The sequence below is a fragment of the Thioclava sp. FR2 genome, assembly GCF_051200875.1.
Taxonomy (GTDB): domain Bacteria; phylum Pseudomonadota; class Alphaproteobacteria; order Rhodobacterales; family Rhodobacteraceae; genus Pseudotabrizicola.
The window spans coordinates 719,906-732,902 of sequence record NZ_CP195191.1 but is presented as its reverse complement, the minus strand read 5'-3'; the positions used below and the strand labels follow the sequence as shown (position 1 = coordinate 732,902).

12 protein-coding genes are annotated in these 12,997 nt (G+C 54.1%); 2 read left to right on the top strand and 10 right to left on the bottom strand.

Translation table 11 applies throughout. The features are described from left to right. Position 1: 1 nt before the first annotated feature. From pgl to ACSBLW_RS03500, 5 genes are all read right to left on the bottom strand, one after another. Positions 2-673, bottom strand: coding sequence for a 6-phosphogluconolactonase (gene pgl / locus ACSBLW_RS03520; protein WP_435258853.1), 672 nt, complete (start codon positions 671-673; stop codon positions 2-4). Then, the gene (zwf, locus tag ACSBLW_RS03515) at positions 673-2,124 is read right to left on the bottom strand and encodes a glucose-6-phosphate dehydrogenase (RefSeq protein ID WP_435258852.1); all 1,452 of its coding nucleotides are present in this window, start codon (positions 2,122-2,124) and stop codon (positions 673-675) included. Before zwf ends, pgl begins: the two co-directional genes overlap by 1 nt. 106 nt (positions 2,125-2,230) lie before the next feature. Then, complete coding sequence (locus tag ACSBLW_RS03510; protein WP_435258851.1) at positions 2,231-2,929, bottom strand: MgtC/SapB family protein; 699 nt, start codon at positions 2,927-2,929, stop codon at positions 2,231-2,233. A 62-nt stretch (positions 2,930-2,991) separates the two neighbouring features. Next, positions 2,992-3,576 (bottom strand): HNH endonuclease, encoded by a 585-nt coding sequence (locus ACSBLW_RS03505; protein ID WP_435258850.1) that lies wholly within the window; start codon positions 3,574-3,576, stop codon positions 2,992-2,994. A 176-nt stretch (positions 3,577-3,752) separates the two neighbouring features. Next, complete coding sequence (locus ACSBLW_RS03500; protein ID WP_435258849.1) at positions 3,753-4,523, bottom strand: ABC transporter permease; 771 nt, start codon at positions 4,521-4,523, stop codon at positions 3,753-3,755. A gap of 50 nt (positions 4,524-4,573) precedes the next feature. Between ACSBLW_RS03500 and ACSBLW_RS03495 the strand changes: the two genes are divergently transcribed. Together ACSBLW_RS03495 and ACSBLW_RS03490 are read left to right on the top strand one after the other, a co-directional pair. Further along, the gene (locus ACSBLW_RS03495; RefSeq protein ID WP_435258848.1) at positions 4,574-6,676 is read left to right on the top strand and encodes a 4Fe-4S binding protein; all 2,103 of its coding nucleotides are present in this window, start codon (positions 4,574-4,576) and stop codon (positions 6,674-6,676) included. Further along, positions 6,673-7,539 (top strand): FAD:protein FMN transferase, encoded by an 867-nt coding sequence (locus ACSBLW_RS03490; protein WP_435258847.1) that lies wholly within the window; start codon positions 6,673-6,675, stop codon positions 7,537-7,539. Before ACSBLW_RS03495 ends, ACSBLW_RS03490 begins: the two co-directional genes overlap by 4 nt. 204 nt (positions 7,540-7,743) lie before the next feature. Here ACSBLW_RS03490 and scpB read toward each other — a convergent pair whose 3' ends face one another. From scpB to argS, 5 genes are all read right to left on the bottom strand, one after another. Then, the gene (gene scpB, locus ACSBLW_RS03485) at positions 7,744-8,394 is read right to left on the bottom strand and encodes an SMC-Scp complex subunit ScpB (protein ID WP_435258846.1); all 651 of its coding nucleotides are present in this window, start codon (positions 8,392-8,394) and stop codon (positions 7,744-7,746) included. After that, complete coding sequence (locus ACSBLW_RS03480) at positions 8,391-9,185, bottom strand: segregation and condensation protein A (RefSeq protein WP_435258845.1); 795 nt, start codon at positions 9,183-9,185, stop codon at positions 8,391-8,393. The genes scpB and ACSBLW_RS03480 overlap by 4 nt, the downstream gene beginning before the upstream one ends. Then, positions 9,178-10,218 carry a glycoside hydrolase family 3 N-terminal domain-containing protein gene (locus tag ACSBLW_RS03475; protein WP_435258844.1) on the bottom strand — a complete coding sequence of 347 codons (1,041 nt, stop codon included), beginning with the start codon at positions 10,216-10,218 and terminating at the stop codon, positions 9,178-9,180. The genes ACSBLW_RS03480 and ACSBLW_RS03475 overlap by 8 nt, the downstream gene beginning before the upstream one ends. Next, positions 10,215-11,159, bottom strand: a complete 945-nt coding sequence (locus tag ACSBLW_RS03470; protein ID WP_435258843.1) for an SPOR domain-containing protein — start codon at positions 11,157-11,159, stop codon at positions 10,215-10,217. Before ACSBLW_RS03470 ends, ACSBLW_RS03475 begins: the two co-directional genes overlap by 4 nt. Positions 11,160-11,226: 67 nt before the next feature. Beyond that, complete coding sequence (gene argS / locus ACSBLW_RS03465) at positions 11,227-12,969, bottom strand: arginine--tRNA ligase (protein ID WP_435258842.1); 1,743 nt, start codon at positions 12,967-12,969, stop codon at positions 11,227-11,229. Between the last annotated feature and the right edge of the window lie 28 nt (positions 12,970-12,997).

Below are 12,997 nucleotides of genomic sequence, written 5' to 3'. Positions count from 1 at the left end.
GTCATTCTGCCCAGTGCACGGTTGCATTATCGAGGACGACCTTTATTGGAGCCTCGCTCTGAGTAAGTTTTGTGGCCGATTCCAAAGCCTTTCGCTTTTCAGGACCACGGATCACCACATGGGTGCGTATTGCTGATTTCAGATATGGAGCCGTCAGCGTGATCCTTGGCTCTCCGGCTGCCTCGGCACGCAACGCCATCAAAATTGGCGCATCATCCGATAGCGCATCTTCTAATTTGTCCGCGCCCGGAAACAAGCTTGCTGTATGCATGTCCGCTCCCATTCCCAAGAGCAGAACCGAAATTGGCAGATGGGGTTTCAGCCCTGCTGACAATTCATCCAGCTGTTCCTCTGGCGTCTCTGCACCTGCATACAACGGCACGAGCTGTGCGCTCTGAGCTTTGCCACGGATCAAACGATCTTTTAGCAGACGTGTATTGGATCTGGGGCTTGTCTCGGGAACCCAACGCTCGTCATTCAGGAAAACGGACACGTTTTCCCATGGCAGATCAACACCTGACAAAGTGTCGAAAATCGGTCCGGGCGTGGTACCTCCCGGAACACAAAACGAAGCGCGCCCGTCACGACGCAGAAAATCACCCAACTCGCTTGCGATTGTGTCGGCGAGAGACAGAAACATCAGGTCGGCATCAGGATATTCACGAAACTCCATCAGCGAATATCCCTCCAACGGCGACCGTCTCTGTGCATAAGCATCAGTGCGTCTTCCGGGCCTGACGAGCCGGGATCATAGCCCTGCGGTTTGTCTCCCCGGGCTTCCCAGCCAGCGATGATCGGGTCTGTCCATGCCCATGCGGCTTCGACCTCATCACCGCGCATGAATAGCGTTTGGTTACCACGGATCACGTCCATAATCAGCCGCTCATACGCATCTGGAACGTCCTCGGCGTCGGGGCCAAGCGCATCGGCAAAGGTCATATCCAAAGGCACTTGCGCCAAACGCATGCCGCCCGGTCCCGGCTCCTTGATCATCACCATCAGGTTCATCCCTTCATCCGGCTGAAGACGGATGACCAAGACGTTTTCCCGCCAGCCCTTTGCATCGTCGAAGATGGAATGTGGGGGTTCACGGAAAGTAATCGCAATCTCGCTTGCGCGGGCCCGCAGTCGCTTTCCGGTGCGCAAGTAGAACGGCGTGCCTTTCCAGCGCCAGTTCGAGATATGTGCCTTCAAAGCAATATAGCTTTCCGTTTTGCTTTGTTCGTTCTCGGAATGCTCAACATAACCGCCTTGACCGCCTCCGGACAAATACTGACCGCGCACAATGTCGTTCGGTTGAACCGGATCAAGTGCTCGGATCACCTTCAGCTTTTCATCCCGCACTGCATCCGGGTCAAAATGATAAGGCGGTTCCATCGCAATGAGGCAAAGCAGCTGCATCATATGGTTCTGAACCATGTCCCGCATGGCACCAGATTTGTCGTAATAAGCGCCCCTGCCCTCCACGCTTACCGTTTCGGCGACGGTTATCTGGACATGGTCAATGTATTCGGACTTCCAAAGAGGCTCGAACAGGATGTTGGCAAAACGTACAGCCATTAAGTTCTGAACAGTCTCTTTGCCAAGATAGTGGTCGATCCGGTAGATTTGACCTTCGTTGAAATGCTTCGCCAATGTGGCGTTCAATGCTTTGGCCGACGCAAGATCCCGTCCGAACGGCTTTTCGACAACGATACGCGCATTGTCATCTGCGATTCCATGTTGTTTCAACCGAAGGGCGATATCTCCGAACAAACTTGGCGCGACAGAGAAGTAGAAGGCGTTGACCACGTCTGTGCGCATCACCTCCTTGAGCTTCGCCCACCCGCCCTCACCCTTTGCATCAATGGCAACATAGTGAAGGCGTTTCATGAAGTCCGCGATTGCGGTCTGGTCCTGCCGATTCTCAGGAACAAACTCCAAGATCGCCTCTTTGACCAACGACCGGAATTCTTCATCGGTATGCTCTGCACGGGCGGCGCCGATGATCCTGCTGTCGCCAGGCATCTGTCCTGAAAGAAAGCGGCGATAGAGACCCGGAAGAATTTTGCGGCGCGCAAGATCCCCCGTGCCGCCAAAAACCACCAAGTCAAACACTTCGACTGGAATGACACGCGAAACCATGGCTCAATCCTCGCTGCACTGCGCCGTTAGCGCTAACGCGGCCTTTTTAGCCCCGCAGTTTTCAAAAGTCTAGCATTCCGATAGGATGGATTTGAAGCCTTTGACCTCAGGCTTCTTCAAGTACTTCCCATCTGACGCGGATCAGGCCTGTTTCTGCCGCCAAACGATGGATAACTTGCTCGACGACGGCGTCAGATTGTCCATCTCCAGAAGCCGTTGCCAACAGATCCAGCCCGTGAACATCCTCACTTGGTCGAACAGAAATCTCCGAGATATGGATCCCCCCTAAAGCAAGCGATCTAAGCATAAGGCTTCGTACGTCGCCTTCCGATTCCGGTTTGCAGCTGACAATGACACGGTAGGCACGCCCGACAGGAACCCCTGCCTTCGTTTTCTTCTTTATCCACCGAACCAAAGGCCGCAATCCGAGATTGATGAAAATGACAAGACTGGTCAACAACAGTGCATGAGGCCAGTGGCCAGATCCCGCCATCATGCCAACTCCGGCCGAACACCAAAGGGTCGCCGCAGTATTGAGGCCGTGGATATTGAAACCATCCCTGAAAATAATCCCGGCGCCAAGAAATCCGATACCTGAAACGATTTGCGCAGCAACACGTGTCGGGCTGACTTCGTTCGGATAAAGCCCGGAAAACACGACAAAACTGGCCGCACCTAATGCGACAAGCGCATTTGTCCGCAAACCGGCCATACGGTTTCGTGCCTGCCTTTCGGACCCGATAAGCGCGCCGCAAAACACGGCAACAATCAGCTTCAATGCTGCTTCATCAAGGCCAACAAACATTCACGACTTCCTTCCAGGTAACCGACACTGCGGCAACCGGCCAATCATAATCAGCGGCGAAGTCAGGCGTCCAGTTCCGCATCCCAGTAGAGATAGTCCATCCAACTGTCATGCAGGAAGTTTGGAGGGAATTTCCGACCATGCGACTGCATTTCTTCCGCTGTTGGGCGTCGCGGAATACGGTTCAAGTGCAAGCCTGATTGTTTTAGGGTCTTTGACCCTTTCCGCAAATTGCAGGGGCTGCAGGCCGCTACAACATTCTCCCAACTGGTTATCCCTCCCCGGGAACGTGGAACAACATGGTCGAAGGTCAGATCCCCTTTTGCGCCACAATACTGGCAGCAGAACTCGTCCCTCAAGAAAAGATTAAAGCGCGTGAAGGCCACGCGCTTTTGAGGTCTTACGAATTCTTTCAGAACGACGACAGACGGTATGCGAAACACTGCTCTTTGGCTTCGAACTGTTTCTTCGTACTCGGCGACGATCTGTACGCGATCAAGTACTGCCGCCTTTATCGCCTCTTGCCATGGCCAAAGGCTCAGTGGGTAGTAACTTAACGGTCTATAGTCCGCATTCAGCACCAATGCCGGGAAATGTTTCAGTGCGGCCGGATCGCGCACGAACCCTGTTCTAAAATCGCCGTCCATCTGGTCAAAGGACTCCCATCCCAACCCATTCCTTGCGGCATCAAGGCGGGAAACCCCACCCCAATCAACGAAAACTATATCTGGCGTTTCGGGACTGGCAAGCCCCCCAAGATAAGTGCTGACGAAGATTGCGCACCAAAACTAGCTCGCACAAGATTGTTGCAGCCAGATGACGCCTACTGTTCGTTCAGACGCCACAAGGCTGATCGCCGTTCCATGGGCTGAATAGCGAAATAGTCGATAACCAGCATGATGGCCACGAACGAGAACGCGTAGGCCATGACGCCGGGAATGTCGAAAAGCTGAAATTTCAGATGGATTTGGAAACCCACACCGGAAGAGCGTCCGAGAAACTCGACAACTAGGACAATCTTCCAGATGACCGCCAATCCGTTTCGGGCGGCCGCCGCAAGATACGGTGCGAGTTGCGGCAGAAGTAAATGTTGGGCCCATTGCAGTCGAGAGAAGCGATAGATACGCGACATTTCCTCGAGATGGGGATCCATGACCCGCGCACCTTCTCTCATATTCACCAGAACCATCGCTGCCTTGTTCAGCGTAACAGCCGTGATTGCGGCTGTCTCATTCAGCCCGATCCATAGGTAGCATAAGACAATGACGACCAAGGCAGGGATGTTCAGGAAGATCACGACCCAAGGATCTGCCCAACGGTCCAATATGCGGGATCTGCCCAATAAAACGCCCAGAGCGGTGCCAATTGTCATCGCCAAGATAAAGGCAATAGACACGCGCACCAAGGTAGCCCCGACATGCATCCAAAGTGCCCCAGTGACCGCTTCAGCCCAAATCGTTTTCGCCACCAGAAACGGGCCGGGCAAGATTCTTGGGTCGCTACGCAGTTCGGCGAGGACCGACCAAAAAAGCACGAACCCCAATATTGACAGGGTTGCTATGATGGGGTCGGATGTTCGCTTTTTTCCGGTCATGCCGTGATCCTATCGCCATTGCCTCCGCTACGCCCTCACACTTTGGTCGGATGGCCCGCTTTGCGTCATTGGTTCTACTATTCGACATCATGCGCACAATCTTGGCTTTGTTATTTTGTATGCTTTGGCCGCTGCAACTTTGTGCAGAGGCTCTTTCTCGCGAAAAAATCGAACCCTTTGTCGTGCCTCCCTATGCCCTGGGCGAACAGCTTAATGAAAAAGGCGTCTGGAGCCTTTTGAATTCTGGCGGTGCAGAAGCTGGTTTTGTGTTCGAAACGGGTGAAATGGCGCCCCTGCCCGGCTTCTCTGGTGCCCCGATCAACCTCTTGGTCATGCTGGATCTTCAGGGCGCCTTTATCGACGTTCGCTTGGTCAGCCACAATGAACCGATCTTCGTATCAGGCTTGGGCGAAGCGCCTTTTCATAAGTTCTTTGAGCAATATCGGGGCCATTCGATCAATGAACCCTTGGTCGTAGGAACGCCCTATGGGGAAGGCGGCGCGGGCTCTGATCTTGTTTACCTCGACGGTGTGACGAAGGCGACGGCGTCAGTACGCATCGCACACGAATCAATATTGGCGGGCACATTACAAGTTGCGAAAGAAAGGATGCAGGGGATCAGTGCGTCCCCGCCCGCCTTTCCAAATCCTGAAGTGGATGAAAACCTAAGCTGGGCAGACCTTGTCGATCAGGGTATCGCCCGCAATATCAAGATCACAAATAGGGAAGTGGACGAGGCATTCGCTGGCACGGTCTGGGCAAAGGACGACCCCATTGCGATCGACTATCCTGACGAACTCTTTCTGGATCTTTGGGTGTTAGATCTGGGTCCACCCTCGGTAGCGCGCGCTGTGCTTGACCAAGAGAGCTTTCAGGATTTGCAGCGTTTTTTGATGGTGTCGACAAACGACGAGCCAATTCTTGTTCTAGATCTTGCCCGTCACGGCCTTGTAAGTCCCGATTTCGTTCGCAATACTGCGCCAGACCGCCTCTCAGCCGAGCAGGATGGATTGCCCATCCAGTTGCGTGACTCGGACTTGCTCTTTTCCTTCAAGTCCGACGTTCCGGAAGGAACCGCAATGATTTTGCGAACGGACCGCCGTCTGGGGTTCGACCCGACCCGTGAATGGCAACTGCATGCTCAAGTCGTTCGGGAGCACGGAATGTTCCAACCCGAAATCGGCTCGGTGCACTTCACCATGACGACTTCCGCGCCGGAGCGATTTTTCCTAAGGCAAGAAGCCGTCGAAAAGCTTGCACCTTGGAAAGAGGCCGTCCTCAATCGCAAAAGCGATCTGATTTTACTTGCCGTTTTGCTTGGCTCGGGTTTGTTCTTGCTGGGTCCGGGTCAAAACTGGCTAGCGGATCGCCCCAATTTCACTGCAATTCGATTGGTGCTCCTCCTGATTACCCTGATCTTCATTGGGTGGTGGGGGCAAGGTCAGTTGTCCATTGTTACCCCGCTTGCGACCCTAAGAACGGCACTTGATGCAGGGAACTACGCTTATCTTCTATACGATCCCTTCTCACTATTGGTCTGGGTTGCCACGATCATCGGGTTCATTCTTTGGGGGCGGGGTCTGTTTTGTGGCTGGCTTTGTCCCTTTGGCGCGATGCAGGAATTCGCGCATCATCTCGGGCGGTGGCTGCGACTTCCGGAATGGGAACCAAGCATGCTTTGGGACCGAAGGCTGAAGCTTCTTAAATACTTTCTGCTTTTCGGCATGATCGCGACGGCTGTGTTCAGCCCTGATCACATTGATGATGTAGCCGAGCTTGAGCCATTTAAAACTGCAATCACCACAGTCTTTCAAAGGGAGTGGTGGTTCGTGGCCTATGCCGTCTTTTGGCTTCTTTTGGGCACCGTAATGTTCAAGGGCTTTTGCCGGTATGTCTGCCCGCTGGGTGCACTGATGGCGATCGGTGGGCTTTTGCGAGGGCGAGATTGGATAGCCCGTCGGCAAGAATGCGGCTCCCCTTGTCAGCTTTGTCGCATTCGGTGTCGCTATGGAGCAATCAACAAAAATGGAGGTATTGATTATTCTGAATGTTTTCAGTGCCTTGATTGCGTATCCATTTATAGTGACGACCGGCGTTGCGTTCCCCTGATCCTTGCGTCTCGATCACGTTCCCGACTGGAGGCCGCAGAATGAAAAGACGACGCTTTCTTCAGATCTTAGCGTCTACAGCGGTAATGGGACGTCCGAGCCAAGCTGGACAAGACTGGTCAGGTCAGGGGTTCGGCGCGGACCTCAGCCTAAAACTCGCAGGTAATGGTGACCGCAAGACAGTGCTGTCTGAACTTCCGGCATTGATCAAAAAAATCGAAGCCGAATTCAGCCTATACGATCCGGCCTCTTCACTCTCCAAGCTGAACCGGGAGGGCAGTTTGACTCCCAGCCCGATGTTTTTGGATCTGCTGGATCGTATTGAAACGATACACGCCCTGACTGGCGGGATTTTTGATCCTACAGTTCAGGGAATTTGGCAACAGCGAACCGGGCAAATTTCAACTCCAATCATTGGCTGGGGTCACTTGCGCCTTTCAAGTGGAAGCCTGATTCTGCCGCCGACATGCGCTCTGACCTTTAACGGAATTGCCCAAGGCTATGCAGCAGATTGCGTGAAGCGCCTACTTCTGGACAACGGCTATACCAAGGCTTTGGTTGATCTTGGAGAACAGTATGCCTTGGGTGGACCGTGGACAATTGGCGTAGCCGACCCCTCCCATGGGCAACTCGCTACCTATAAGCTTTCGAATATCGCGATCGCCACTTCTTCACCTCAAGCTACGATGGTCGCGGGCTTCCAACATTTGATCAATCCAACAGGCTCCTCCCCTCTCTGGTCAACGGTTAGCGTTGAAGCGAGAGAAGCCGTATTAGCCGATGGCATATCAACCGCCGCGGTCTTTATGCCAATCGCTGATCTGAACGCACTTATGGAACGCGCCCCTTCGGTTCGACGCATTACACTCGTTGATTTTGACGGTAGTCTTCGAACCTTAAAGAGCTAACGCCCCAAACGACGGGTAATCCGCGCAGCCTTTCGTGCCCGTTTGGCCAGATCCCGAGCCTGTTGCGTCTGGTGCTGGGCCTGAGCGTTCGTGCTCGACTTTCTGCCCCGAGCGGCCATATCCACGCCCTTATTTATTCCCCAGTTCACGCCTTTGCGGATGAAAATCCTCAATACCATGTCGAAGATCTGGTTCAGATTCATTTCAGTCCTCAAAGAGTTCGCTTTGACCGGTCGTCGCTTCGTCCTCGTCATCGTCGCCGGCTTTGGTCACACCGGGAGGTGGCCGATTGTCCAGCAGTCCGGCCGAGCGAAGCTCCTTGATGCCAGGAAGATCCCGGGCCGATTCTAGCCCGAAATGGTCAAGAAAATGCTCTGTGACGACAAAGGTGACCGGCCGACCAGGCGTCATTCGCCTACGGCCAAATCTGATCCAGTCGAGTTCAATCAACTGATCAATTGTCCCCCTGCTGACAGCTACGCCCCTGATTTCTTCGATCTCGGCACGAGTTACGGGTTGATGATAGGCAACGATTGCCAAAGTTTCGATAGCTGCCCGCGAAAGCTTTCGTTGCTCAACCGTTTCCTTGCGCATCAGATGCCCAAGATCAGGTGCCGTTCGCATTGCCCAGGCATCACCGACTCTTACGAGTTGAACCCCTCTGCCTTCATACCGTTTACGAAGATGTACAAGTGCTTCTGCCGGATCACATCCATGCGGCATTCGCGCCTCTAGTTCAGAAACACTCACCGGCTCGGTACTCGCAAAGATGATCGCTTCGACCATCCTTTCCTGCTCACCCATGGGCGGCGCCTCAAATAGGCTTTTCTCGATCGGTTCGGCAGCGTCAGTCATTTTTCCTTCCGCCGGATTTGGATTGGGGCAAATGTATCCCCCTGTCGCACTTCCACCTGCCCACGCTTAGCCATTTCCAGAATTGCTGCAAAGTGGGCCGCGGTCGAGGACCTCCGACGCATGGGGTTCACATCCCATCCATCAGGCAGAAAGCTGGTCAGATCGGCCCATTCCCCGACATAGCCGATCAATCCGCGCATTCGATCCAAGGCCTGTTCCATTGTAAATACATGGTCACGGTCCATGACAAAGGGACGAAACTCATCTTTTGTCCTGATCCGTGCGTAAGCCCTCATAAGATCAAGCAGTGTCGCAGTGTATTCAATTTTGCGATGCCGCGTGACATCTTCTGGCAAACCCCGGGAAAAGAAATCGCGCCCCAACTGGTCACGGGCCATGAGCCGAGCTGCGGCCTCTCTCATCGCTTGAAGTCGCTCAAGCTGAAACGCGAGATGGGCAGCAAGTTCTTCGGCACTCGGACCATCTTCACCCGGTTCTGGAGGCAAAAGAAGCCGTGATTTCAAAAAGGCGAGCCAAGCAGCCATAACCAGATAATCGGCTGCCAGTTCTATTCGCAACGCCTGAGCTTTTCGAACGAAGGAAAGATATTGCTCCGCCAGATTCAGAACCGAGATCTTCCTAAGGTCCACCTTCTGAGTCCGACTAAGCATCAGCAAAAGATCAAGAGGACCTTCAAACCCATCGACATCGACAATCAGCGCTTCGGCGGCCATCCGTTCAGACGGGGCCATACGGTCCTCACCCCAATCATCGGCTATTGGTTCAGACATCTGCCTCCGCCATCGGACCGCGGCCACGATCGACCATCAGGTGACGAAGTTCAGCCTCCAACGCTTCGATGTCAACCGGGTCTGGGGTGCGACGTGCTGACAGTGCGGCACGAGCACGGGAACGGGTATCTATCGACTGGCCCCCGCAAGCGGCAGCGACCGCGCGCATTTCATCCAGATCACCTTTGCAGTGCAAAGCAATGTCGCAGCCTGCGGCCATTGCAGCTTCGGTCCTTGTGCCAAGACTTCCGGAAAGCGCCTGCATGTTCAAATCGTCAGTCATCAGCAGACCAGAAAACCCTATGTCCTCACGGATGACCCTAATCATTTCCAGACTTTGAGTCGCCGGAGCATTCTCGTCGATTGACGAAAAGACAATATGTGCAGTCATCGCCATCGGAAGGTCATTAAGCCCCCGAAAGGGCACAAAATCGGTCTTACGCAAGATTTCAATCGGCTCCGCAACCGTCGGAAGATTAAGATGAGAGTCTGACATTGCTCTTCCGTGCCCAGGTAGATGCTTGATCACCGGCAAGACGCCCCCAGAAAGCAGCCCGTCGGCGACAGCCTCGGACACTTGCAAAACGGTATCAGAATCAAACCCATAGCAGCGGCTCTTCAGAAATGGGTGGGTTTCTTCAACGGCAATATCCGCACAAGGCGCGCAGTTTGCGTCGATACCAACCCCACGCAACTCATGGGCAATGATCCGTGACCTCAGCCACATTGCCCGAAGCGGTGACGATGATCGCGTGACCATTTCCAACGGGGGATTCCATTCGCGCCAATGTGGCGCGCGCAACCGCTGGACCCGTCCGCCTTCTTGGTCAATCAAGATTGGCGCATCTCGTCCCACTGCATCTCGCAGATCATTCGTCAAGCGGCGCAGCTGCAAGGGACTTTCGACGTTGCGTGCGAAAAGGATAAAGCCAAACGGATCTGTATCTCGGAAGAATGCCTGCTCGTCCGATGTCAGTTCTATCCCTGCACAACCAAAAATTGCCGCAAGCTGACCAGTGCCAGAACCAGTCATCTATGCGCTACCGGAATGCATGCCGCGTCTTCTGCCAACAGTGCCGCACAGAACCTGCGTGCATCATCTTCGCCGTCAAATCCATGCGCCCGCAAACGGTAGAACGTGCGCCCGCCAGACTCCGCCGCTTGGATCACGACCGATTTTCCACTCATCAGATCACCGAAACGCGAAGTCAGTTTGTTCCATTCTCCACGAGCCTGATCCGCATTGTCGAAGGCACCAAGCTGAACGAGCCGTGTTCCGACAGCAAGTGTAGACGGATCAACCTCAGAAGACACCGGCGCTGCAGTGGAAGATACTTCTGCTATCGCAGACAGGCCTTGTGCTCCGGGGCGGCGCTGCGGTCTCACTGAACGCATCACTCCAGGGCCTGAGCCAGAAACGTCAACCGCGTCAACTTCCGGCGCAAGCTCCGCAAGAGGCGCCACATCCTGACCCAACGCTTCGGCCAATGCTAACGCCACTGCATCTTCTGTACTGACCGAAGGCGATGCCTGCTCTTCTGATATCATTGCCTCCAAGGGAACCGCTGATGGCAGTTCGGCAGCTGTATCGCCCTTTGCTTCCACATACCCTTGGTCAGCCACCGTAAGCCCGGGAGAATCTTCGACGGACAACTCTACAGGTGCCGGCGCGAGGATGATTTCAGATGGAAGCCCTTCCGAAGACCGAAGCTCTGGCACAACGTTCACAGCCATCCCTTGATGATCTGCGATTTCGCCACCAGGATTATCAGGTGCAACACGCATTGGCCCCTTGGCGGCTTTAATGACGGGAATGCCAGAGACATCGCGAACCGCCAAATTGTAGCCCCAGACACCAACGCCTATCACAAGCCCCAACGAACACAGAGCTCCAGCCACATTCACGAAACGCCGAACTTGTTGCCCGGAAAAACGGGGAATACCCCCGTATTCATCAAAGTCGATATCCGCCATGCTCTGCCTCGATCGCGCGGATTTGCTCCGCAGCTTTGTTTGCTTTGCCAGCGGGCGCCTTATTGGATCAGCGCATTTCCTCTACTGGCTTCACGCCCAAGATACCAAGACCTGCGCAAATAACAACGCCTACGGCCCTAGCAAGCGCTATTTTTGCCTGACTTGTGGCGACATCTTCTTGGATAAAGCGCAACGACGTCTCATCATTACCCCTGTTCCAAAGCCCATGCAGATCAGAAGCCAGTTCGTAAAGGTAGAAGGCGACTCTGTGCGGTTCATTCGTACGGGCTGAAATCTCGACCAAACGGGGCCATTCCGCTATTTTCTTTGCAACAGCAATTTCTGCCGCATGGTCCAACTTGGCCAAATCAGCGACTTGCAAAGCATGATCTGAGACATCAATGCCCGCCTCTGCCGCCTTCCGCAGAATGGAGTTAACCCGAGCATTGGCGTATTGGACGTAAAATACCGGATTGTCTTTCGACTGCTCCAAAACTTTGTCGAAGTCGAAATCCAAGGCCACGTCGTTCTTTCGCGTCAGCATAATGAATCGCGTTACATCTGCCCCAGCCATTTCGACGACATCGCGCAGGGTAACAAAGGTCCCTGCCCGCTTTGACATCTTGAAGGGTTCGCCGTTCTTGAAAAGCTTCACCAACTGAATCAGCTTGATGTCGAGCGGGACGCGATTTTCCGAAAGGGCCGCTACAGCCGCTTTCATCCGCTTGACGTAACCACCGTGGTCGGCGCCAAAAATGTCGATCAACTGATCGAAATTACGCGTCACCTTGTCATAGTGATAAGCGATATCGGGCGCAAAGTACGTCCAGCTTCCGTCAGACTTTTTGATCGGACGATCAACGTCATCGCCGTAGGAGGTCGATCGGAATAAGGTTTGCTCACGTGGTTCCCAGTCTTCCGGTGTTTTCCCTTTCGGTGGTTCAAGAATGCCATCATAGATCAGATCTAAATCCCGAAGCCGCTGGATTGCGGCTTCGATCTTGCCCGTTCCGTAAAGAGCCTTCTCGCTGGAATAGACATCCATCCGAACACCCAACGCATCCAGATCCTCACGGATCATCTGCATCATCATCTCAGTGGCGAATTCGCGAACTTCAACCAACCAAACCTGTTCACCCTTGTCCAACAGGCTGTCACCATACTTGGCTTTCAAAGCCTCACCGACGGGGATCAAGTAGTCACCCGGGTAAAGCCCCTCTCGAATTTCGGGCTCCAAACCATGCGCCTCACGATACCGTTCGTAGGCTGAACGTGCCAGCACATCGACCTGTGCCCCACCGTCGTTGATGTAGTATTCACGCGTAACGGTCCAACCGGCGAATGCCAGCAGGTTGGCAAGAGCGTCGCCGACAACTGCGCCCCTCACATGACCAACATGCATTGGGCCTGTGGGATTGGCACTGACAAATTCGACGTTCACTTTCTGGCCAGCTCCGATATCCGAGCGACCGAAATCCTTGCCGGCGAACAACGCCGCGCGCACCAATCCATGCCAGACGGAATCTGCAAGACGCATATTCAGGAAGCCCGGCCCCGCAACATCAGCGACGGCAATGCGCGGGTCTTGCATCAACTTGCTGGTCAAAGCCTCCGCGATCAGACGCGGCTGCAATCCGGCCGGTTTCGAAAGAACCATCGCTGCGTTTGTCGCCATGTCGCCATGGGCTGAATCTCTCGGTGGTTCAACAGCAACATTTGACAGATCAAGTCCGGCGGGAAGAGTCCCTTCAGCTTGAAGTGTGTTGAGTGCGTCGATGACGAGCGAGCGAATATCGGCGAAGAGGTTCATCTGATCAAATCCTGTCTTGCGCCCAAGG